Source organism: Mesorhizobium neociceri, from assembly GCF_013520985.1.
Classification (GTDB): Bacteria; Pseudomonadota; Alphaproteobacteria; order Rhizobiales; family Rhizobiaceae; genus Mesorhizobium; species Mesorhizobium neociceri.
Window position 1 is genome coordinate 72,368 of record NZ_JACDTY010000001.1, and the last position, 21,021, is coordinate 93,388.

Here is a 21,021-nt window from a genome sequence, read left to right on the forward strand (position 1 = left end):
CTCATTCCGTCACGCACCCCTCATCCGTCTCGGCGCTGCGCGCCGATCCACCTTCTCCCACAAGGGGAGAAGGGAGGGGCGCCTCCCATGACCTCCCGCCCCGCCATCGCGTCCGAAATCACCAATCTCTTCGCCACCCGCAACACCCATGCGGTGGAAGTCGCGGTGCTGCAGCCGGCCGACCCGTTCCTCGACATGGCCGGCGAGGATCTGCGCCGCCGCATCTTTCTCACCGAAAGCGAGACCGGCAAGACGCTCTGCCTGCGGCCCGAATTCACCATTCCCGTCTGCCTCGACCACATAGCCAGCCAGGCCGGCACGCCACGCCGTTATTCCTATCTCGGCGAAGTGTTTCGACAGCGCCGCGAGGGCGGCAACGAATTTTTCCAGGCCGGCATCGAGGATCTCGGCGATCGCGACACGGCCGAAGCCGATGCCCGTTCGCTGGCCGACGCGCATGCACTGCTTGAGCTGGTGCTGCCCGGCCAGCCCCTGGCGATCACGCTCGGCGACCAGACGATCTTCGAGGCGGTGCTGGCAGCACTCGGCCTGCCGCGCGGCTGGCGCATGCGTCTGGCGCGAGCCTTTGGATCCGCGCCGATGCTGCAGGCGGCGCTGGCCGACCTCGCCAACCCGCCGCGCAACGGCCAGCTTGACGGCGATGTCGCAGCCCTTGTGCTTGACGGCGATCTCGAAGCGCTTTCCGCCCACATCGCTGGCGGCATGGACAAGGCAGGCCTGTCGGCATCGGGCGGGCGGGCGCCTGTGGACATTGCCCGGCGGCTGATCGAGAAGGCTGAATTGCGCAGTGTGCGGCTGTCGAACGAAGCGTTCGCGGCGCTCAAGGATTTTCTGGCCATCGACGTGCCGCTCGACGGCGCAAGTGCTGCGCTCGAAAGCTTTGCCGCCTCTGCCGGGCTTTCGCTGGGCGCGGCGCTGGAAAAATTCGTCGCCCGCGCCAAGGCGATCGAAACCCACGGCCTGCCCGTCGAAAAAGTCCGTTATGACGCCGCTTTCGGCCGTCCGCTGGATTACTACACCGGCATCGTCTTCGAGATCGCGGCGCAAGGCGGCGAGAGGCCGCTGGCCGGCGGCGGTCGTTATGACCGGCTGTTGACGCTGCTCGGCGCGAAAACCCCGATCCCCGGCGTCGGCTTCTCCGTCTGGCTCGACCGCATCGAAGCGCTGCGGGGAGAGCCCAAATGATCACGCTGGCGATCCCGTCGAAAGGTCGGCTGAAGGAGCAGGCGCTGGAGGTGCTGGCCAAGGCCGGGCTTGCCGTCAGCCTGCCCAGCGACGAGCGCCAGTACCGCGCCCGCATCGACGGCACCGAGGGCATCGAGGTGGCGTTCCTGTCGGCCTCCGAAATCGCCGGCGAGATCGGGCAAGGTTCGGTCGACCTCGGCATCACCGGCGAGGATCTGCTGCGCGAAAACCTTGCCGACTGGGAAGCGCGCGCCGAAATCGTCGCCCGTCTCGGCTTCGGCCATGCCGATGTCGTCGTCGCGGTGCCCAGCATCTGGCTCGATGTCGATACCATGGCCGATCTCGACGATGTCGCCGCCGATTTCCGCCAGCGCCACGGCCGGCGGCTCAGGATTGCCACCAAATACTGGCGGCTGACGCAGCAGTTCTTCTCGCAAAAGCACGGCATCCAGGTCTACCGCATCGTCGAGAGCCTCGGCGCTACTGAAGGCGCACCGGCGGCGGGCCTTGCCGATGTCATCGTCGACATCACCACCACCGGCTCGACGCTACGCGCCAACCATCTCAAGGTGCTGGCGGATGGGGTTGTGCTGAAGTCGCAGGCCTGTCTGGTGGCCTCGAAGAAGGCGCGTGCAGCAGCGGATGAGGCACTGTTGCGTGATATCGCCGCGAAGATAAGCGCGATAGTCGCTTAGCGTCGGCGCAGCCCCGCTACCATCGACGGGATTTCCACCGTCCCGTCAGGCTGATAGGCTCGCCATATCCCGGGAGGAGACGGCGATGGCGATCAATCTCGACGAACTCAAGAACGCCACCAATCTGCGCGGGCGCGGCGGCAAGGGCGCGACCTTCATCGCCCCGCTCGATGGCCGGGCGCATGTCTCCGGCGAGCGCACCCCGCCTTTGCTCGACAAGACCATCCCTGAGCTTTTCTCCGACACAGTCAGCAAATACGCCACGCAGGATGCTGCCGTCTTCGTCGGCCAGGACAAGCGCTTCACCTGGAGCGAGCTGTCGGACACCGTCGATACGCTCGCCGCCGGCTTCCTGGCGCTTGGCCTCGAAAAAGGCGACCGTGTCGGCATCTGGTCGCCCAACCGCTGGGAATGGCTGGTGACGCAGTTCGCCACCGCCCGCATCGGCCTGATTCTGGTCAACATCAACCCGGCCTACCGGCTGACCGAGCTCGAATATGCGCTCAACAAAGTCGGCTGCAAGGCGCTGGTCACGGCCGCCAGCTTCAAGACCTCCGACTATCTCGGCATGATCGAGACGCTGGCGCCTGAGCTCGCCAAAGCCGCACCCGGCAAGCTCAAGTCGCAGAAACTGCCGACGCTGAAGATCGTCATCCGCATGGGCGACGACAATTCGCCCGGCATGTTCAATTTCGCCGATGTGCTGTCGATGGCCGGCCGCGACGAGCATGACAGCCTCGACCGCATCTCCGAAGGGCTGAAGCCGGGCGAGGCCATCAACATCCAGTTCACGTCAGGCACGACAGGCGCCCCCAAGGGCGCGACGCTGACCCACACCAACATCGTCAATAACGGCAATTTCGTCACCGCGGCGATCAAGCTCACGGTCGACGACCGACTGTGCATCCCGGTGCCGCTCTATCACTGCTTCGGCATGTCGATGGGCACGATGGGCTGTGTCTCCAAGGGCGCGACCATGGTTTTCCCCGGCGAGGGTTTTGACGCCGGCGCCACACTGAAAGCCGTGGCGCAGGAGGGCTGCACCGGCCTCTATGGTGTGCCGACCATGTTCGTCGCCATGCTCGACCACGCCGACTTCGCCAGCTTCGACCTCTCCAGCCTGCGCACCGGCATCATGGCGGGTTCACCTTGCCCGATCGAGGTGATGAAGAAGGTGGTGTCGCTGATGCATATGGCAGAGGTGACCATCGCCTATGGCATGACGGAGACCAGCCCGGTGTCGTTCCAGAGCAGCGTCGACGACCCGCTGGAAAAGCGCGTCTCCACCGTCGGCCGCATCCACCCGCATGTCGAGGTCAAGGCCATCGACACCGAGGGCGCCACCGTCGCCGTCGGCGCGCCGGGCGAGCTGTGCACGCGCGGCTACTCGGTGATGAAGGGCTATTGGGACGACGCGGAGAAAACCCGCGAGGCGATCGACGCCGACGGCTGGATGCACACCGGCGATCTCGCGACCATCGATGCCGAGGGCTATTGCAACATCGTCGGCCGCGTCAAGGACATGGTCATCCGCGGCGGCGAGAACGTCTATCCCAGAGAGGTAGAGGAGTTCCTCTACCGCCACCCCAAGGTCAAGGAAGTGCAGGTGTTCGGCATTCCAGACGCCAAATATGGTGAGGAGCTGTGCGCCTGGATCGTACTGAAACCCAACCAGATCGCCACCGAGCAGGAGATCAAGAATTTCTGCGCCGGCCAGATCGCCCACTACAAAATCCCCCGCTACATCCGCTTCCGCACCGAACTGCCGATGACGGTGACGGGAAAACCGCAGAAGTTTCTGATGCGCGAAGCGATGGTGGAGGAACTGGGGCTAGTGGTGCAGAAGACGGCTTGAGGGTCGAACGCCGGTTGACGGGGATTGCCGGCTTCGCAATGACATCGGGGTGCTCCACACAGGCTTTCCGCAAGGTTCGCAGAGACGCATGGGGGCTTGAATGACTGGTTTCGCACGATCAGCGATTTCCTATGCGATGCCTTTGGCCGCCTTGACAATGGCCGTCGCGGTCAGAACCAGCGGGCTGTCGGTGGACGAAGGTTCGCAGAGCGTCAGGATACTCGTCGGAGCGCTTTCGACTGCGATCATGTTCATCACCATTTTCGTGGTGCTCGATCACGCCGAGGCGGTGGCCCACCGTGTGGGGGAGCCCTACGGCACATTGGTGCTGACTTTTGCCGTGACGGCAATCGAAGTGTCGATCATCGTTTCCATGATGCTGCATGGAGCGAATAACCCCACGCTTGCACGTGAGTCCGTCTTCTCGACGGTGATGATTGCTTCCACCGGCGTTGTCGGAATGTGTCTCACGTTTGGCGGCTGGCGCCATCGCAAGCAGGCAATTGTCCGGCAAGGGACCAGCGCATATCTGGCGGTTCTGGTCGCACTGACCGTCATGACACTTATCCTGCCGACCTACACGCGGACCACCGATCCCGGCACATTTTCGGCAGCTCAGCTTGGCCTTGTGAGCGTTCTTTCTGTGCTGCTCTATGCAAGTTTTGTGTTCGCGCAGACAGTCCGGCACCGGGACGATTTCATCGAAGGACTGGCACATGACGTTTCGGCGCGAACCGCCCCTCACGAAAGCATCTTGTCAAGCGCTCTGCTGCTGGTCATCGGACTGATCGGAATTGTCATGCTCGCCGAGCAGGTCGCCGCAAGTGTTGAAGATGCGCTCGTTGCCTATCAGGTCGCCCAGGCTGACAGCATCGTGGGGGCGATGATCGCGGGTCTGGTTTTGATGCCGGAGGCCATTTCGGCGGTTCGCGCTTCACTCAACAATGAGCTGCAGCGCGGCCTGAATGTCGCAATGGGTTCGGCTTGCGCCACGATTGGTTTGACAATACCGGCGGTCGCAGCAGCCAGCCTGCTGACGGGACGAGGCTTAACCCTGGGGCTCCCGGAGGCCGACGCAGTACTTTTGGTTTTAGCGCTTTTCATATGCAGCGTAAGCTTTAGTAACGAAAGGACGACGTTCCTGACCGGAATGGTCCACGCTGTTGTATTTTTTACTTATGTATTTCTGATATTTATACCTTGAAGCTTGGTGCGATCTGGCGATCAGAGGCAGGGATGAGGCGGCCGCCGGCTGGCAAACCGCTGGAGCTAGCCGACAAGAGAATGCTTCCGCGAAGCAGGGATAGCTTCCATCCTTGGGCTGTCAGAAACAGGCTCCTTGCAGTACACTGCCCTGGTTCAAGGGCGGCACGAAATGCCTCGCCGCATCGCAAGGGTGAGCGCTCTCTTACGTCCGCTCCCCGCACAATATTATGTTCGAAGTGCATCTTTGTTGGGGAACACGGTGGGGGAAATACTTGATGCCGTTGTCATAGGCGCCGGTTCGGCCGGGCTCGGCGCGAGCTATTTTCTGAAACAGCAGGGGCTCGAGCATTGCGTGCTTGAACGAAGCCGCGTCGGAGAGACATGGCGAACACAGCGATGGGATTCCTTCCTGCTGAATTCGCCCAACATACGCTCGATCCTGCCCGGCGATGCCTACGACGGGCCGGATCCTTGGGGTGCAATCACACACCACGAATTCGTCGCCTATCTGGAGAGCTACATCGAGCGGCACCGATTGCCGGTGAGAACCGGGAGTCCGGTGCAGAAGCTGACAAGAGACAATGGTCACTATCGGGTGACGACGCCGGATGGCGCGGTGCGGGCGCGCAACGTGGTGATCGCGACTGGCAATCTGAATTGTCCGGTCCGCCCGCCCTGGTCCGCCGACCTGCCGCCGTCACTTCGCCAGATCGATTCCTCCGCATATCGCAGTGCGGCCGCACTTGACGACGGTGCGGTGCTGGTGGTCGGCAGCGGCCAATCGGGCGGCCAGATTGCCGAAGACCTGGTTCTGGCTGGGCGCTCCGTCTTTCTGGCGACATGCCGCAATGGCCGCTGGGTGCGACACTATCGCGGCGGCAGCATGCTCAACTGGCTGACCTTGAGTGGTCATCTCGATCTCCCGCGCCGGCAACTAATCCTGCCATCCGGCAAATTGCCACCGCGACCGCTACTCGGCGCGGCGCACACCATTAGCCTGCAGTCGCTCAGCGCGCAGGGCGTCGTTCTGCTTGGTCGATTCTTGGGGATGGACAACGGGAGCTTCGTCTTCGGCGATGAGCTTGACGACCATATTCGCTTTGCCGACGAGGTCTCCGCAAATGCCAAGCGCCTGGTCGACCAGTATATCGAGCACACCGGTCTTCACGCGCCGCCAGCCGAGGATGACCCGGCCGAAACGGTTGAGCCGCGACTGCCGAGCCCGCCCCTGCGCTCGATCGACATGGCGGCAAGCAGGATCTCTTCGGTAATCTGGTCTACCGGCTTTACTGGCGATTTCGGATGGGTTGGGCTGCCCGGTGCGCTCGATGCGGCTGGTCAGCCCTTGCACGAGGATGGCATCGGCGTCGATCCCGGCATCTATTTCGCCGGCCTCGATTTCGCATCAACGCGGAAATCGGGCACGGTACCCGGCGTTGCCGAGGAGGCAGCCCGTCTGGTTGACCATCTCGCAAAGAGATGAGCCGATCTCGGATTGGATATTGAAGAAGACGAGGCGCCGCGATCTTGATGCGCGAGGCGATGGTGGAGAAGCTGGAGCCGGTGGTGCAGAAGACGGCTTGAGAAAGGAGGAGCGTAGCAACAGGGATTCCGTTGCGATCAATAGATCGTGTGTAAATCGCCCGATCTTGGTATTGTTCGCCTTCCACCAGAAGTTGCAGCGTTGCCACGCACAGATGAAGGTTGTTTTGTCTCCTTTTGCAATCAGTAATTGTTTGGTTGACATCGAAATTGACGGTCGACTAGCCGACCAACTTCGGAATGACTATCGGCCGCTGGCTCCAAAGATCCCACAACTCGTAGATAAAGAGCAGAACTGCGATTACTCCTAGCACACGCACAATGAGATGAAGTAGCAGATAGCCCTCGAATGAAGACCTTCGTGGCGTGTACCCTGTTTGTCTCTCGGCCTCTATAAGGGGGCCGATTCTCATTGTTAGATATAGTCGCGCCGCCTGATAGCATAGGATAATCATGGCTATAGCCAATGAAGTAAATCTTGAGCCGAAAACAAATTCGAACACAGAAATAGCGGAAAATTGATTAGAATTTTCTTCCAAAAATCGTATTTGATTTTCAATCAGCGATTGTGTGACCGATATAGATTTAAATAGATAAAGCTTTAAAAGGATAATACCGAAGTATATTCCAGAAAAGGCAATGTTTATGTATTGAAATATACCAGAATAAGATCTCGAAAGTTGTGACCATTCGTCAGTACGGATTGACAAGAAGCTAGCTCCTGATATATAGTTTCTGTCAAATTCAACGGTGTTTCCTCTTTTGAATTTTGCGAATCGGAAAGAGGCGCCGTCTAGCCGGCATCCTTCCTTGAAATGGGTCGAACCAAATTCGGCCTCGCTAAAGTCAGACCCTTCTATACTGGAGCCATTTTCGAAAATTACAGATTCAAATTTCGATCCAATAAAACTAACGTTACTTAAGTTGGATTCAGTTCCAAACGTAACATATCTAAACATTGACAAATTGAAATTAAAAAACTCAAGGTCGATATCAACGATAATGGGTTCTTCCTTACTACCTTCTATCTTAGTGCCTACGCAATAAGCTTGACCAGACTTAGAAAGGGTTTCGAGCTCTTCTAGATTTCGGACCGGGGAGTCAGCGCTTGGGGCGATATTGCGAGTTCTCTGACGTTCTTCAAGCGCATTTCGTCGCTCAATCTGTTTCGTTCGTTCCTCGTTGTTCTTATTGGCCGCTTCGAGCTCCCGTAGTACACGGGCCTTTTCGAATATCGCGCTTTCCTCATCCAGATGATTTTTGATGTCCTCATCGGTCGGCCATCGACCGAGTTTGCGCAACAGATATTGGCGGAGATGCCGTTCAACTTCCATTTCCGGATCTTTAGGTAACATGCTCGGCCCCCTCCAGACTGGCGCGTCCTAGCACCGCCGCATTCAGCCTACGCCAGGCGAGTGATGCGCAGTCGCTAAAGCGTTATTGACTCCGCGTGATGAACCGGGCGCGTTCAAACAGTTCATCGAATGTCATGATGTCGATGCTACGGTTCTCTCGCCGGAACAGTTCAAAAGTATCGCGCTTCACGTTCGCGGCTCTAGGGTTATCGGCACGTAGGAACTCATCACGCGAGCCTATGACGAGTATGCACTTCGCGTTTCTTGTGCGGGCAGTCAGGAGGTCGCCTGCCTTGTTATAGTGCTCGCCAGTCTGTGCGAAATGGAGCCATTCTGCCTTCTGCTCAATGATCTGAGAAAAGGCGCCGAGGAATTCCGGACTGAATTCCCATGTTCCAGCACGTCCGCCACGACTGGTCTTGAATATCTGAGTGTCGGGCTTCTTGATTTCAACGAGCACCGTGTAATCTGTGAAGGTCTCAAGGAAGTCGATCACAGGCTTGTTTCGGTTGTCAGTGCCGCCAGCGCCGACCGTCATTTCTCGATCAAACTGGCGCATCACCCGATAGTCGAGACCATAGCCGAAAACCCATTGCTCGCGGTCAAAGAAGTCCTGCCATTGCGCTTCGCTCCAATCCTTCTGGAGCATGTGCTTTTCATATTCTTCCAGCCCCTGCCTGCGGCCAAGAAGGATGTTGATTTCCTCATCGGTCAACTGCCCTTGCAGGGCGTGCAGAAGGCCGTTCCTCTGTTCATCAGACATGTTCTTGATGCGGTCGATGATTCCACGATCTGAGGCATCGATGATCGCTTTCGGTCCGGCCTTTGTGGATATGTCTTCGATCTGGAAATTTTCTTGGTTCGACAGGTCGATGAATTTGATTTGCGACAGGAAGTTTTGAAGCCGGCTCCACTCGTCGGATCGGAAAGTGAATTCCTCCTTCTCCATTGCCTCGATCCAGTCGCCCGCACGAGACTTGAAGGTTAGAAGGGACAGCCGCTTAATCTTTTTGTCATCTTGCGAAACGAGGGCGGTCACTTGTGTCTTGCGGATGTTGCCCGTCAGTCGAAGGCACATCGCGCCTTCGATCTCGCCAAGGTGAACTTCGTCGGTGCCTTCATTCACCATTCTAACGTGGCGAATACGCTCCGGATTCATTCCCCCGAAGTTGAAGACTTTCGAGATATATGTCTTGGCCTGCTTGCGCAGCTTGAAGAACTCGTATCCGCTATCATCGCTCATGCCCTGACACTATCGCAGAAATATCAAGGTGGAAGGGATCTTCCTTCGGGGGGCAGAAATTGGCGCACAAGACATTCGGTCCGCGGCTCCCGTATGGTCCGACTTTGACGGATGAGCATTTCGTGCCACCGCCTCACGCCCCCAGCACCGCCCCATCCAACCCACGAATGATCTTGGCCAGTTCCACGCACTCGTCATGCCGCACCTTGTTGCGGCGCCACGCCAGGCAGATCGTGCGTTGCGGCATCGGTTCCTGGAACGGGACGATCTTCAAATCCTGGATGGCGCCGGCCGGACCTGCCGCCATTTCCGGGATCAGCGTGACGCCCAGCCCATGCGCCACCATCTGCAACAGCGTCGTCAGGCTGGTGGCGCCGTAGCTAGCCATCGCCACCGGCCGCACGCTGCCGCACAGGGCGAGCGCCTGTTCGCGCAGGCAATGGCCTTCCTCCAAAAGCATCAGTCGCTCCAGCGCCGGGCTTTCCGGCGGCACCGGCGGCGAGGCAAAGGCCGGGTCGCCTGACGGCACGGCGAGGAAGAAGCGGTCGGCGAACAGTTCCTCTGTGACCAAGCCAGGCTGGTCGAGCGGCAGCGCGGCGATGAAGGCGTCGAGCCGTCCCGTTGCCGTGTCCTCGACCAGCGACGCGGTCACAGCTTCGCGCAGTTCGAGCTGCAGCGACGGAAAATGCCGCTTCAGCTCCGGCAGCACATGCGGCAACAGATAGGGCGCCACCGTCGGGATAATGCCCAGCCGGAAGCGTCCCTGCATCGCTGGGCGGCCGCGCCTGGCCGCGGCTTCGACCTCACTGATATCGCGCAGAATGCGCTCGATGCGCGGCAGCAGCGCCTGCGCCTCCTCGGTCATCCGCACCGTCTTGCTGCCGCGTTCGAACAGCCGGCAGTTCAGCCTTTGCTCCATCTCGGCGATCTGTGTGGACAGCGCCGGCTGGCTGACGCCGGCCAGTTTTGCGGCGCGGCCGAAATGCAGCGTTTGCGCCAAAGCCTCGAAATATTGCATCTGCCGGACGGTGAGACCAATCATAAGAAAAACCTATCGCAGCAAACAGGAAAGGCAATTTGTTTTTATCGAAGAGACGGCCTAGTCTGGAACTGTTCCAGAGTGGCGCGGCTCCCGGCCGGCCCGGAAAACCAACAAATAAGATCAGCAATTCGGAGGCTAAGATGGACGCGAACACCGACGACAACAGCGCCGGCAAATGCCCGGTCGCGCATGGAACGTCCGGCAGGACAAACCGTGACTGGTGGCCGAACCAGCTCGACATCAGCGTTCTCCACCAGCAGTCGAACCTTTCCGACCCGATGGGCGAGGCGTTCGACTATGCCGAGGAATTTAGGACTCTCGACCTCGATGCGGTGATCAAGGACCTGCACAAGGTGATGACGGATTCGCAGGATTGGTGGCCGGCCGATTTCGGCCATTACGGGCCGCTGTTCATCCGCATGGCCTGGCACAGCGCCGGCACCTATCGCATCGGCGACGGCCGCGGTGGCGCCGGCGCCGGCCAGCAGCGTTTCGCGCCGTTGAACAGCTGGCCGGACAACGCCAATCTCGACAAGGCGCGCCGGCTGCTTTGGCCGATCAAGCAGAAATACGGCCGCAAGATTTCCTGGGCCGACCTGTTGATCCTCACGGGCAACGTCGCGCTGGAATCGATGGGCTTCAAAACCTTCGGCTTCGCCGGCGGCCGCGCCGACGTCTGGGAGCCCGAACAGGACGTCAACTGGGGTTCGGAAACCAAGTGGCTCGACGACAAGCGCTATTCCGGCGACCGTGAGTTGCACGGCCATCTCGGCGCCGTGCAGATGGGCCTGATCTACGTCAATCCGGAAGGGCCGAACGGCAAGCCCGATCCGCTGGCATCGGCGCGTGATATCAGAGAGACCTTCGGGCGCATGGCGATGAACGACGAGGAGACCGTGGCGCTGATCGCCGGCGGCCACACCTTCGGCAAGACCCATGGCGCCGGCGATGCGGCACTGGTCGGTGCCGAGCCGGAAGGCGCGGGCATCGAGGCGCAGGGCCTCGGCTGGTCGAGCAAGCATGCGTCCGGCATTGCCGGCGATGCGATCACTTCGGGACTCGAAGTCACCTGGACGACGACGCCGACCAAGTGGAGCAACAACTTCTTCGACAATCTGTTCAACTTCGAATGGGAGCTGACCAAGAGCCCGGCCGGCGCCCATCAGTGGACGCCGAAGGGCGGCTCCGGCGCGGTTACGGTGCCGGACGCGCACAATCCGGGCAAGCGTCATGCGCCGGCCATGCTCACCACCGACCTCGCGCTGCGTGCCGACCCGGCCTATGAGAAGATCTCGCGCCGCTTCCACCAGCATCCCGCTGAGTTCGCCGACGCCTTCGCCCGCGCCTGGTACAAGCTCACCCATCGCGACATGGGTCCGGTCGTGCGCTATCTCGGCCCGTTGGTGCCGAAGGAAGAGCTGATCTGGCAGGATCCGGTGCCGGCGGTCGACCATGAACTGGTCAGCGACCAGGATATCGCTTCGCTGAAGGCCAAGATCCTGGCTTCGGGCCTCACCGTTTCGCAGCTGGTCTCGACCGCCTGGGCCTCGGCCTCGACGTTCCGCAACTCCGACAAACGCGGCGGCGCCAATGGCGCGCGCATCCGCCTGGCGCCGCAGAAGGACTGGGAGGTCAACCAGCCGGCCGAACTGGCCAAGGTGCTGGCCAAGCTCGAAGCCATCCAGAAGGAGTTCAACGCGGGCGGCAAGAAGGTTTCGCTGGCCGACCTCATCGTGCTCGGCGGCGTCGCCGCGGTCGAGAAGGCGGCGAAGGATGGCAGCAACGCGGTGAAGGTTCCCTTCACGCCAGGCCGCACCGACGCTTCGCAGGCGCAGACCGACGCTCATTCCTTCGCCGCGCTCGAGCCAAAAGTCGATGGTTTCCGCAATTATGTCGGCGGCAAGCCGCCGATGTCGGTCGAAGCGTTGCTGGTCGACCGCGCGCAACTGCTCAACCTGACGGCGCCGGAGATGTCGGTGCTGGTCGCCGGCCTGCGCGTGCTCGGCGCCAATGCCGGCGGCTCAAAGCATGGCGTGCTGACCGACAGGCCGGGCACGCTGACGAACGACTTCTTCGTCAACCTGCTCTCGATGGCGACCGTCTGGGATCCGGCCGCCGGATCCGAGCCGGGCTCGCATGAGGTCTACGAGGCGCGTGATCGCAAGACCAAGGCGGTCAAATGGACCGCCACCCGCGCCGATCTGATCTTCGGCTCGCATGCGCAGTTGCGCGCGCTGGCCGAGGTCTATGGGTCGGCGGATGCCGGGCCGAAATTCGTCGGTGATTTCGTCAAAGCGTGGACCAAGGTGATGAACGCCGACCGCTTCGACATCGCCGCCTGATCGCAGCCTCCCAAGCAAAAAGGCGCGGGCCGAGGCCCGCGCCTTTTTGTTTATGCAGACTTCGAAAATCAGTCCTTTTCGAAGATGCGCGCCTTGGCAACGACGCCGGCAATCGCCCCGCCGATCAGCGGGGCGACGATGAACAGCCAGAGCTGGCTGAGTGCCGCGCCGCCGGTAAACAGCGCCGGGCCGATCGAGCGTGCCGGATTGACCGAGGTGCCGGTCACCGGGATCATGGCGAAGTGCAGCCCAGCCAGCGTCAGGCCGATGACCAAGCCGGCGAACGCCGTCGAGTGCTTTTCCGCGGTGACGCCGAGGATGACGGTGACGAAGGTGAAGGTGCCGATCAGCTCCCACAGGAAGGCCGAGCTCATCCCCCATTTCGCCACGTCCCAGCCATTGGCGCCGAAGCCGGTGGTATGCCCGCCGGTCTGGCCCGAAACGATGATCCACAGCGCCAGCGAGGCCAGGATGGCGCCGATGATCTGTGCGATCCAATAGGGGATGACATCCTTGGCCGGCAGCCGGCCGGCAAGGAAGACGCCGAGCGTGACGGCTGGATTGAGATGCGCGCCCGAGATCGGGCCGACCGCATAGGCAGCCGCAATCAGGCCGATGCCGAACGCCAGGCCGATGGCTTCCTGGCCGAGCGGCAGGTCGGCAAGAAAGCCGCCCGTCGCCACCGACGCCGTGCCGATGAACACCAATAGAAATGTCCCTAGAACTTCCGCAAGATACGTTTTCATTGCCCTCTCCTCGTATCGATCCGCGGGTCCGCGTTTTCTGCGCCGCGAATCATGACGCAAAGAGTATTCCCAACACAAAATCTTGGAAAGCAGAGCAGTTGCGCCACAGGTCATGCTTGCGGCGGCCAGCTGCGAACATTAGAAACCCTGCATCTATTTGGGATTTGTTATCGCAGGCGGGCGGACATTTGCCGGCGGGGGAAATTCGCCGACCGCGACCGGAATGGCCTTGTCGCAGCGAAATTCAAGCGGGGTTCAATCCGGACGTGAAAGGCTCTAAGAGCAGGCCGAAAGATCCTGTGCTCGATTGATGGAATGACGAATGCGACTGGGCGGACGGCTGGCGGCAGCCATTGAAGTGCTGGAAGACATTGGCCGGCGTCACCGGCCGGTGGCCGATGCGCTGAAGGATTGGGGTCTGTCGCATCGCTTTGCAGGCGGCGGCGACCGCGCGGCGATCGGCAACATTGTCTACGACGCGCTGCGCCACAAGCGTTCCGCCGGCTGGCTGCTGGGCGATGATACGCCGCGCGCCATCGGCTTCGGCGCGCTGCTCATCGAATGGGGCCAGACGGCGCAATCGCTCAACGATGCGCTCGACGGCGACAAGTTCGCGCCGCCGCTGCTCAGCGTCGCCGAGTTGCAAGTGCTGGCAGAGCGCCGCCCTGAAGACGCGCCCGAGGCGGTACGAGCCGACGTGCCCGACTGGTGCGCGCCGCTGTTCGAACGAGCCTTTGGCGCAGACTGGGTCGAGGAGGGCGCAGCCCTGGCCACCCGCCCGCCGCTCGACATCAGGGTCAACACGCTGCAGGCCGACCGCGCCAAGGTGTTGGTGGAACTCGCCGACACAGGCGCCAAGCCGGCCGCTATCGCGCCGCAAGGCATTCGCATTCCGCCGATCGACGGCGATGGCCGGCACCCGAATGTGCAGGCCGAGCCGGCTTTCCAGAAGGGCTGGTTCGAGGTTCAGGACGAGGGTTCGCAGATCGTCGCCGCACTCGCCGGGGCGGAAGCCGGCATGCAGGTGCTCGATTTCTGCGCCGGCGCCGGCGGCAAGACGCTGGCGCTATCAGCGGCGATGGCCAACAAGGGCCAGGTCTTCGCCCACGACGCCGAGAAGGCACGGCTGGCGCCGATCTTCGACCGCATCCGCCGCTCGGAAAACCGCAACGTCCAGATCGTCACCAAGCTCGCAGAACTGGCACCGCTTGCCAATCATATGGACATCGTGCTCGTCGATGCGCCCTGCACCGGCAGCGGCACCTGGCGACGCCGTCCCGACGCCAAATGGCGGCTGACGCAAAGACAGCTCGATGCCCGCAAGGGCGAGCAGTCGGCAATCCTCGATGCCGCAAAAGCCTATGTCAAACCCGGCGGCCTGCTGGCCTACATCACCTGTTCGGTGTTCGACGAGGAGAATGGCGAGCAGATTGCCGCCTTTAGCGAGCGGCACAAAGGCTTTGTCCCGGTCGATCACCGCGCACTCTGGGACGTCCATTTCCCCGGCCATGCGACCGCCGCGCGGATCGAAAAGGCCGGCGACATCTCGCTATCGCCGGCGCTCAGCGGCACCGACGGGTTCTACTTCTGCGCGCTGCGCAGGGCAGCCTGAGCCTTACCGCAAATCGGCAGTCTTCAGCCGGCTCTCATCCCTTGATGGCAGGCGGCGGCGTTTGTTGCAGTGCAGCAAAAGCATTTGCGCGGCGTTCGGGCCTCTGCAATAAGCTTTTGTAGATCAATCAGGGCGACAGCCATGGCAGCAAAGATCGTACCGGCTCCCGACTATGAGGATCGCGTCAGGGCATCCTTCGCCCGCCAGCAGGCGATGGCGACGATCGGCGCCGAACTGACGCTGGTGACGCCGGGTATCATCGAGATCGAAATGCCGTATTCGGCGGCACTCACCCAGCAGCATGGTTTCCTCCATGCAGGGGTGATCTCAACAGCGCTGGACTCGGCCTGCGGCTATGCCGCCTTCTCGCTGATGCCGGAAAATTCCGGCGTGCTGACCATCGAGTTCAAGGTCAATCTGCTGGCGCCCGGCCGGGGCGAGCGCTTCCTGTTTCGTGGCTCGGTGACCAAGCCCGGCCGCACCATCATTGTCGCCGACGGTCAGGCCTATGCCTTTGCCGCCGATGGCGAGGCAAAGCTGATCGCCACCATGACCGGGACGATGATGACCGTGGTTGGGCGGGATGGCATTGCGGGCTGATACGATGGTCAAAGTTACGCGCATTGGCGGCAAGGACGTCCTTTTCGTCATGGCGGCGCAGGCGGAATACGGGCCGCATTTGCAAAAACTGTTCACGCCGCTGATGACGGGCGTCGGTCCGGTCGAGGCAGGCGTTCGCCTCGGCGCCGAACTGTCCTGGCTGAAATCGCAGAAGACGCTGCCGGATCTCGTCGTCTCGCTCGGCTCCGCCGGCAGCCGCACGCTGGAGCAAACGGAAATCTACCAGGCGGTCTCGGTCAGCTATCGCGACATCGACGCCTCGCCGCTGGGCTTCGAAAAAGGGGCTACGCCGTTTCTTGACCTGCCGGTCACCGTGCCGTTGCCGTTCCGGATTCCCGGGATCAGGCAAGCGACGCTGTCGACCGGCGGCGCCATCATTACGGGCGCCGCCTACGACGCAATCGCCGCCGACATGGTCGACATGGAAACCTTCGCCTGCCTGCGCGCCTGCCAGCTGTTCGATATCCCGCTGATCGGCCTGCGCGGCATTTCAGATGGTGCGGCCGATCTCAGGCATGTCGGCGACTGGACCGAATATCTCCATGTCATCGACGAGAAGCTGGCCGATGCGGTCGGGCGGCTCGAACAGGCGCTGAGCAACGGCCTGCTCGACGCCTGAACGCAACCGGATCAGGCTGCCAGGCTCGCGGGATCGCCGAAATCGATGCGCGAAATGCGCCCGCGCACGGTGCCGGTTGCATCGACATAGTCGATCACGCCGGTCGTGTGGTCGAGTCTCCAGGCGCCCGCGGGGCCATCGGTCCATTTGACCTTGTAGCCATCGTCCAGCAGGTCCCATCGACCATGGAAGCGGGTGCCGTCCGGCAGTAGCATGTGTGCCCTGTCAGCGGTTTCGTAGTGGATGAAGGCGCTCTTGCCGCCCATGTCGATGACATGCGTGGTGCCGATCATGATAATGGCCAGCGTGTCCCTGTTCAGAATTGTCATGGTCCGGTTCCCAGGTTTTGAGTTTGAAAGCGCTCGACGCAATCGAAGTCGTCAAGTATCTTGACTATATGGAGTGCCGGCAAAATGGTCAAGGAGCTTGACGAAAAAACGACTGCACTCCCCGACCACATCGGTTGGCGCCTGTGGCAGGCAAGCCGCGCCTGGCAGGCCGAGTTCGCCGCCGCTATGCGCGACGCCGGCCATGGCTGGTTCACCGAGGCGCGCGCCGGGTTGCTCGGGCACATCTCCCGCGACGGTATTCGCCAGTCTGCGCTGATCGACCGTTCGGCGATTTCCAAGCAGGCGGTCCAGCAATTGCTCGACGGGCTCGAGGCGGAAGGCGTGGTACAGCGCCTGCCTGATCCGCGCGACGGGCGCGGCAAGCTTGTCGGCTACACACGCAAGGGCCTGGACGCCTTGCGCGACGGCGACCGCATCAAGCTGCAGATCGAACGGCGCTATGTCGAGCGTATCGGCCAGCAACGCTTCGCAGCACTGATGGACGCTTTGCGGACCCTTGATGCGGGAGCCCCGGATGCCACCGACAAAGACACCGAAGTTCAGTAACAGTGCGGCCTTGCAACCCATTGCGCCGACTCGTTTCTTTCTCTAAAGGCTCGCCATGACGACAGCCAATCATCCCGACACCGTCCTGGCCGACACCGTTCTCATCATCGATTTCGGCAGCCAGTTTACGCAGCTCATCGCCCGCCGCATCCGCGAGGCCGGCGTGTTTTCCGAGATCGTGCCGTTCCAATCGGCCGAAGCTGCCTTCAAGCGCATCAATCCCAAAGCCGTGATCCTGTCGGGCGGTCCCGCCTCGACATCAGACATAGGCAGCCCGCGCGCGCCGCAGATCGTCTTCGACGCCGGCGTGCCGGTCCTCGGCATCTGCTACGGCCAGATGGCGCTCTGCGTGCAGATGGGCGGCGTCGCCGAGAGCTCGAACCACCGCGAATTCGGCCGCGCCTTCGTCGAGATCGAAAAGGACAGCCCGCTGTTCGAGGGCCTGTGGGCGCCCGGCCAGCGTCATCAGGTGTGGATGAGCCATGGCGACCGCGTTATCTCGCTGCCCAAGGGATTCGAGGTCTTCGGCAAGTCGGAAGGCTCGCCCTTCGCCATCTTCGGCAACGTTGCGCGCAAGATGTACGGCATCATGTTCCACCCCGAAGTGGTGCACACGCCGGACGGCGCCAGGCTGCTCCGGAACTTCGTCCACAACATCGCCGGCATCGAAGGCGACTGGACGATGCGTGCCTATCGCGAGCATGCGGTCGAGACCATCCGCAAGCAGGTCGGTAAGGGCAAGGTCATCTGCGCGCTGTCGGGCGGTGTGGATTCTTCCGTCGCCGCACTTTTGATCCACGAAGCGGTCGGCGACCAGCTGACCTGCATCCTTGTCGACCATGGCCTGATGCGCAAGGACGAGGCCGCCGGCGTGGTGGCAATGTTCCGCCAGCATTACAATCTGCCGCTGATCCTGGTCGACGCGTCGGAAAAATTCATCTCCGCACTGGAAGGCGAGTCCGACCCCGAGAAGAAGCGCAAGACCATCGGCCGGCTGTTCATCGAGGTGTTCGAGGAAGAGGCCAAGAAACTCGGCGGCGCCGATTTCCTGGCGCAAGGTACGCTCTATCCCGATGTCATTGAAAGCGTCTCCTTCACCGGCGGTCCCTCGGTGACCATCAAGTCGCACCACAATGTCGGCGGCCTGCCGGCGCGTATGAACATGCAACTGGTCGAGCCGCTGCGCGAACTGTTTAAGGACGAGGTGAGGGCGCTCGGCAAGGAGCTCGGCCTGCCCGAAAGCTTTATTGGCCGCCATCCGTTCCCAGGTCCCGGCCTCGCTATCCGCTGCCCCGGCGGCATCACGCGCGAGAAGCTGGAGATCCTGCGCGAGGCCGACGCCATCTATCTCGACGAGATCCGCAAGGCCGGCCTCTACGACGCCATCTGGCAGGCCTTCGCAGTGCTGCTGCCGGTGCAGACCGTTGGCGTCATGGGCGACGGTCGCACCTACGAATTCGTCTGCGCCCTGCGCGCTGTCACCTCGGTCGACGGCATGACCGCCGACTTCTACCACTACGACATGGCCTTCCTCGGTGCTGCCGCCACCCGCATCATCAACGAGGTCAAGGGCATCAACCGCGTCGTTTACGACGTGACGTCCAAGCCGCCGGGCACGATCGAGTGGGAATAAAGGTCGGTCGTTCGCCAGCATTCCGCGACTATCGAGAAAGCTTCATTAAGCGCCTGAATTTTCTCTGCTTTCGTCTCTACGTCTATCGCTGACTATCGCCCCTAAGCGGAATCATTTGGCGGTAGATCGGACGGCATTCCCTTTCGCGTCATCTTCGCTGCAGACTAATGCCGTCACTGCGCCGGACTCAAGCCTGTTGGCATCTTTCGAGGTAAGGTATTGAATCCAATGGCCTCTCACAGAGTCTTGACGGTAAAACGAATGACGGTAAAATTTGGCATTTCACAATCCTAAATGCGCCCATCCGTCTCCTCCCTATGCTCACAGACATCGCACTTAAGAAGCTGAAACCAAAAGATAAAATATACAAAGTCACCGATCGTGACGGTATGTACGCGACCGTGGCTCCCACAGGGCAGATATCGTTCCGATACGACTACCGAGTGAATGGTCGGCGAGAGACAGTGACGCTGGGCCGCTATGGTGAGGGAGGCATCTCGCTAGCAGAGGCGCGTGACCGCTGTCTTGCCGCACGAAAAATGGTGGCAGCCGGAAAATCACCAGCCCAGGAAAAGCAGCGTGACAAGAGGCGCCTGTCTGAGACGGGCACGTTCGGCGATGCCGGCAGAAGTTGGTTTAAAGAGGCGAAGATGGCGCACAGCACGCGCTCCATGCGCAAAGCCGTCTTCGATCGAGACATCTTGCCGATTTGGGACAAAAGGCTCCTCACAGAAATAACATCGGACGATTTGCGGGCGCTGTGCGCAAAGGTGCGGGACCGTGGCGCACCGGCAACGGCCATTCATGTCCGGGATATTGTTAAGCAGGTCTATGGTTATGCCATTCTGCACGGCGAGAAGATCGCCAACCCGGCGGACGAGGTAGGGCCATCTTCGATAGCCACCTTCGAGGCGAAAGACCGGGCGTTGTCACCCGTAGAAATTCGAATCATGCTGAAAGAGTTGGAGAATGTGCCGACCTTGCCGACCATTCGGTTGGGCCTAAAGCTGATCCTGCTCACGATGGTTCGGAAAAGTGAGCTTCTGGACGCGACGTGGGATGAGGTCGACTTCGAGAACGCGGTATGGACCATTCCCAAAGAGCGAATGAAGCGGAAGAAGCCACATAACGTCTACCTGTCCCGCCAGTCCCTCGACATCATGATTGCGCTCAAGACTTGCGCTGCGAACTCTCGATACGTGCTTCCATCTCGCTATGATGCCGACGAACCCATGTCGCGCGCGACCTTCAATCGGATTACGATGGCGATTGTGGACCGCGCAAAACAACAAAATCTGCCGCTTGCTCCCTTTACGGTGCACGATCTACGGCGGACCGGCTCCACGCTCCTAAACGAGATCGGATTCAATCGCGACTGGATCGAAAAATGCCTTGCCCACGAAGATAGTCGGTCCTCCCGCGGCGTCTATAACAAGGCTGAATACGAACCGCAGCGGCGCCACATGCTGCAGGAATGGGCCGACATGATTGAAGCGTGGGCGGCTGGCAATAAACACGCACCCACACTGCAGCCGATTTCTGGGGCAGCCGTTATCCTCGATCCGACTTGACGGGCCTCGTCTTCCGCGACCGCACGTTTGGTCCCGGGGCCAGTTCGATTGAGCCAGCAGAGGACGCGTTCCGCCTTTCCTGAATCCAGGCTTCGACTTCTCCCATGTCCCAAACGACGCAGCGGGGCGTCAGATTGAACCGTCGCGGGAACTCGCCTCGTCGTTCCATCTCATAAATAGTCGTATCCGATAACGGGACCATTTCTCGCAATTGCGATCGACGAACAGTTCGCACGACCTGTCGCGCCTCAATGTGCGGTAGAACTGGAAGGGAGCGATCCGCTGGCGCGGCTTCTATGCCTTGGCAGCTTTCGCATTGAGTTGGCTTCTGCCATTTGACCATGTGCATACCGAAGGGCTTCTTCGGGCCAATGATCGTGCATCTGGTCCAATCCAGGTATAGCTCTCAAGTACGATCACCTCATCGTCTCAGAGCGCCCGAAGCTCTGTGCAACCTGATAGTCTGCGGCAGAAAGGTGTGTGGTACAGCTTTTAAATGCCGGTTCTACAGCGTGTCAGGATAGCCCACGACGACGAGTAGCTGGGATACGCTGAAGGCCGCTTGGTGATCTGCGCATGGCGCCCTGATGCCAGCAAGCTCTCCGCACCACGCAGCGATTGTCGGCCCAGTATTCGGTTATTCGTTTGATCCTCGCCAGACTGACATTGCCGGCGAATAGATTCCTCCTGGGGCCGGCCGCGATCCTGCTCGTATCGTTTTAGCGATGCATGTGGTCGCAGTGATCGCGCGCGCGAATGTGTTCTGGGCGCGGCCTGGCGGGTTATTATCACCGCCTGTTGCTCCAGTGCGCCGTGTATGTCGCGACGGCGTCTTTC

Annotated in this window: 18 protein-coding genes; 12 read left to right on the forward strand and 6 right to left on the reverse strand. The window is 61.0% G+C overall.

Features of this window, described 5'->3' with window-relative positions; all coding sequences use genetic code 11:
• The first annotated feature begins 87 nt into the window (after nucleotides 1-87).
• The 5 genes from H0241_RS00325 to H0241_RS00345 all read left to right on the forward strand — a co-directional run bounded on the left by H0241_RS00325 (nucleotide 88) and on the right by H0241_RS00345 (nucleotide 6,445).
• A complete protein-coding gene (locus H0241_RS00325) occupies nucleotides 88-1,206 on the forward strand; it encodes an ATP phosphoribosyltransferase regulatory subunit (protein ID WP_181055454.1) in 1,119 nt (372 codons plus the stop codon).
• Complete coding sequence (gene hisG, locus H0241_RS00330; protein ID WP_181055455.1) at nucleotides 1,203-1,901, forward strand: ATP phosphoribosyltransferase; 699 nt, start codon at nucleotides 1,203-1,205, stop codon at nucleotides 1,899-1,901. Before H0241_RS00325 ends, hisG begins: the two co-directional genes overlap by 4 nt.
• An 85-nt stretch (nucleotides 1,902-1,986) precedes the next feature.
• Nucleotides 1,987-3,756 (forward strand): AMP-binding protein, encoded by a 1,770-nt coding sequence (locus H0241_RS00335; protein ID WP_181055456.1) that lies wholly within the window; start codon nucleotides 1,987-1,989, stop codon nucleotides 3,754-3,756.
• Between the two features lie 100 nt (nucleotides 3,757-3,856).
• Nucleotides 3,857-4,960, forward strand: a complete 1,104-nt coding sequence (locus H0241_RS00340) for a calcium:proton antiporter (protein WP_181055457.1) — start codon at nucleotides 3,857-3,859, stop codon at nucleotides 4,958-4,960.
• Nucleotides 4,961-5,221: 261 nt separating this feature from the next.
• Nucleotides 5,222-6,445, forward strand: coding sequence for a flavin-containing monooxygenase (locus H0241_RS00345; protein WP_328824580.1), 1,224 nt, complete (start codon nucleotides 5,222-5,224; stop codon nucleotides 6,443-6,445).
• A 280-nt stretch (nucleotides 6,446-6,725) separates the two neighbouring features.
• On the opposite strand, the gene H0241_RS00350 is transcribed toward H0241_RS00345, so the two are convergent.
• The 3 genes from H0241_RS00350 to H0241_RS00360 form a co-directional block, all read right to left on the reverse strand.
• Entirely contained in the window at nucleotides 6,726-7,859 is a 1,134-nt protein-coding gene (locus tag H0241_RS00350; RefSeq protein WP_181055459.1) for a pentapeptide repeat-containing protein, read from the reverse strand.
• Between the two features lie 82 nt (nucleotides 7,860-7,941).
• Nucleotides 7,942-9,102: a Shedu immune nuclease family protein gene (locus H0241_RS00355; RefSeq protein WP_181055460.1), complete on the reverse strand. Its 1,161-nt coding sequence runs from the start codon at nucleotides 9,100-9,102 to the stop codon at nucleotides 7,942-7,944.
• Nucleotides 9,103-9,235: 133 nt separating this feature from the next.
• Nucleotides 9,236-10,144 carry a hydrogen peroxide-inducible genes activator gene (locus H0241_RS00360; RefSeq protein WP_181055461.1) on the reverse strand — a complete coding sequence of 303 codons (909 nt, stop codon included), beginning with the start codon at nucleotides 10,142-10,144 and terminating at the stop codon, nucleotides 9,236-9,238.
• Between the two features lie 140 nt (nucleotides 10,145-10,284).
• Here H0241_RS00360 and katG point away from each other — a divergent pair, with 140 nt between their 5' ends.
• Complete coding sequence (gene katG, locus H0241_RS00365; protein ID WP_181055462.1) at nucleotides 10,285-12,486, forward strand: catalase/peroxidase HPI; 2,202 nt, start codon at nucleotides 10,285-10,287, stop codon at nucleotides 12,484-12,486.
• A gap of 68 nt (nucleotides 12,487-12,554) precedes the next feature.
• Here katG and H0241_RS00370 read toward each other — a convergent pair whose 3' ends face one another.
• The gene (locus H0241_RS00370) at nucleotides 12,555-13,232 is read right to left on the reverse strand and encodes an MIP family channel protein (protein ID WP_112396212.1); all 678 of its coding nucleotides are present in this window, start codon (nucleotides 13,230-13,232) and stop codon (nucleotides 12,555-12,557) included.
• Nucleotides 13,233-13,554: 322 nt separating this feature from the next.
• On the opposite strand from H0241_RS00370, the gene H0241_RS00375 reads away from it, so the two are divergent.
• From H0241_RS00375 to H0241_RS00385, 3 genes are all read left to right on the forward strand, one after another.
• Nucleotides 13,555-14,844 (forward strand): RsmB/NOP family class I SAM-dependent RNA methyltransferase, encoded by a 1,290-nt coding sequence (locus H0241_RS00375; RefSeq protein ID WP_181055463.1) that lies wholly within the window; start codon nucleotides 13,555-13,557, stop codon nucleotides 14,842-14,844.
• Between the two features lie 141 nt (nucleotides 14,845-14,985).
• Nucleotides 14,986-15,444, forward strand: coding sequence for a PaaI family thioesterase (locus tag H0241_RS00380; RefSeq protein WP_023686843.1), 459 nt, complete (start codon nucleotides 14,986-14,988; stop codon nucleotides 15,442-15,444).
• A 4-nt stretch (nucleotides 15,445-15,448) separates the two neighbouring features.
• On the forward strand, nucleotides 15,449-16,084 hold the full coding sequence (locus H0241_RS00385; protein ID WP_181055464.1) for a 5'-methylthioadenosine/S-adenosylhomocysteine nucleosidase: 636 nt from the start codon (nucleotides 15,449-15,451) through the stop codon (nucleotides 16,082-16,084).
• 11 nt (nucleotides 16,085-16,095) lie between these two features.
• Here H0241_RS00385 and H0241_RS00390 read toward each other — a convergent pair whose 3' ends face one another.
• On the reverse strand, nucleotides 16,096-16,413 hold the full coding sequence (locus H0241_RS00390; protein ID WP_181055465.1) for a hypothetical protein: 318 nt from the start codon (nucleotides 16,411-16,413) through the stop codon (nucleotides 16,096-16,098).
• An 84-nt stretch (nucleotides 16,414-16,497) separates the two neighbouring features.
• On the opposite strand from H0241_RS00390, the gene H0241_RS00395 reads away from it, so the two are divergent.
• The 3 genes from H0241_RS00395 to H0241_RS00405 all read left to right on the forward strand — a co-directional run bounded on the left by H0241_RS00395 (nucleotide 16,498) and on the right by H0241_RS00405 (nucleotide 20,184).
• The gene (locus H0241_RS00395; RefSeq protein ID WP_181055466.1) at nucleotides 16,498-16,980 is read left to right on the forward strand and encodes a MarR family winged helix-turn-helix transcriptional regulator; all 483 of its coding nucleotides are present in this window, start codon (nucleotides 16,498-16,500) and stop codon (nucleotides 16,978-16,980) included.
• 55 nt (nucleotides 16,981-17,035) lie between these two features.
• On the forward strand, nucleotides 17,036-18,613 hold the full coding sequence (gene guaA / locus H0241_RS00400; protein ID WP_181055467.1) for a glutamine-hydrolyzing GMP synthase: 1,578 nt from the start codon (nucleotides 17,036-17,038) through the stop codon (nucleotides 18,611-18,613).
• A gap of 317 nt (nucleotides 18,614-18,930) precedes the next feature.
• Nucleotides 18,931-20,184: a tyrosine-type recombinase/integrase gene (locus H0241_RS00405; RefSeq protein ID WP_181055468.1), complete on the forward strand. Its 1,254-nt coding sequence runs from the start codon at nucleotides 18,931-18,933 to the stop codon at nucleotides 20,182-20,184.
• On the opposite strand, the gene H0241_RS36085 is transcribed toward H0241_RS00405, so the two are convergent.
• The gene (locus H0241_RS36085) at nucleotides 20,165-20,533 is read right to left on the reverse strand and encodes a helix-turn-helix transcriptional regulator (RefSeq protein ID WP_456238119.1); all 369 of its coding nucleotides are present in this window, start codon (nucleotides 20,531-20,533) and stop codon (nucleotides 20,165-20,167) included. The genes H0241_RS00405 and H0241_RS36085 overlap by 20 nt on opposite strands.
• Nucleotides 20,534-21,021: the final 488 nt, after the last annotated feature.

What these genes read in the sequence shown, in the direction of transcription:
- H0241_RS00325 (WP_181055454.1), top strand. Translation starts at nt 88, where the DNA reads ATGACCTCCCGCCCCGCCATCGCGTCCGAAATCACCAATCTCTTCGCC.
- hisG (WP_181055455.1), top strand. Translation starts at nt 1,203, where the DNA reads ATGATCACGCTGGCGATCCCGTCGAAAGGTCGGCTGAAGGAGCAGGCG.
- H0241_RS00335 (WP_181055456.1), top strand. Translation starts at nt 1,987, where the DNA reads ATGGCGATCAATCTCGACGAACTCAAGAACGCCACCAATCTGCGCGGG.
- H0241_RS00340 (WP_181055457.1), top strand. Translation starts at nt 3,857, where the DNA reads ATGACTGGTTTCGCACGATCAGCGATTTCCTATGCGATGCCTTTGGCC.
- H0241_RS00350 (WP_181055459.1), bottom strand. Translation starts at nt 7,859, where the DNA reads ATGTTACCTAAAGATCCGGAAATGGAAGTTGAACGGCATCTCCGCCAA.
- H0241_RS00355 (WP_181055460.1), bottom strand. Translation starts at nt 9,102, where the DNA reads ATGAGCGATGATAGCGGATACGAGTTCTTCAAGCTGCGCAAGCAGGCC.
- H0241_RS00360 (WP_181055461.1), bottom strand. Translation starts at nt 10,144, where the DNA reads ATGATTGGTCTCACCGTCCGGCAGATGCAATATTTCGAGGCTTTGGCG.
- katG (WP_181055462.1), top strand. Translation starts at nt 10,285, where the DNA reads ATGGACGCGAACACCGACGACAACAGCGCCGGCAAATGCCCGGTCGCG.
- H0241_RS00370 (WP_112396212.1), bottom strand. Translation starts at nt 13,232, where the DNA reads ATGAAAACGTATCTTGCGGAAGTTCTAGGGACATTTCTATTGGTGTTC.
- H0241_RS00375 (WP_181055463.1), top strand. Translation starts at nt 13,555, where the DNA reads ATGCGACTGGGCGGACGGCTGGCGGCAGCCATTGAAGTGCTGGAAGAC.
- H0241_RS00380 (WP_023686843.1), top strand. Translation starts at nt 14,986, where the DNA reads ATGGCAGCAAAGATCGTACCGGCTCCCGACTATGAGGATCGCGTCAGG.
- H0241_RS00385 (WP_181055464.1), top strand. Translation starts at nt 15,449, where the DNA reads ATGGTCAAAGTTACGCGCATTGGCGGCAAGGACGTCCTTTTCGTCATG.
- H0241_RS00390 (WP_181055465.1), bottom strand. Translation starts at nt 16,413, where the DNA reads ATGACAATTCTGAACAGGGACACGCTGGCCATTATCATGATCGGCACC.
- H0241_RS00395 (WP_181055466.1), top strand. Translation starts at nt 16,498, where the DNA reads ATGGTCAAGGAGCTTGACGAAAAAACGACTGCACTCCCCGACCACATC.
- guaA (WP_181055467.1), top strand. Translation starts at nt 17,036, where the DNA reads ATGACGACAGCCAATCATCCCGACACCGTCCTGGCCGACACCGTTCTC.
- H0241_RS00405 (WP_181055468.1), top strand. Translation starts at nt 18,931, where the DNA reads ATGCTCACAGACATCGCACTTAAGAAGCTGAAACCAAAAGATAAAATA.
- H0241_RS36085 (WP_456238119.1), bottom strand. Translation starts at nt 20,533, where the DNA reads ATGCACATGGTCAAATGGCAGAAGCCAACTCAATGCGAAAGCTGCCAA.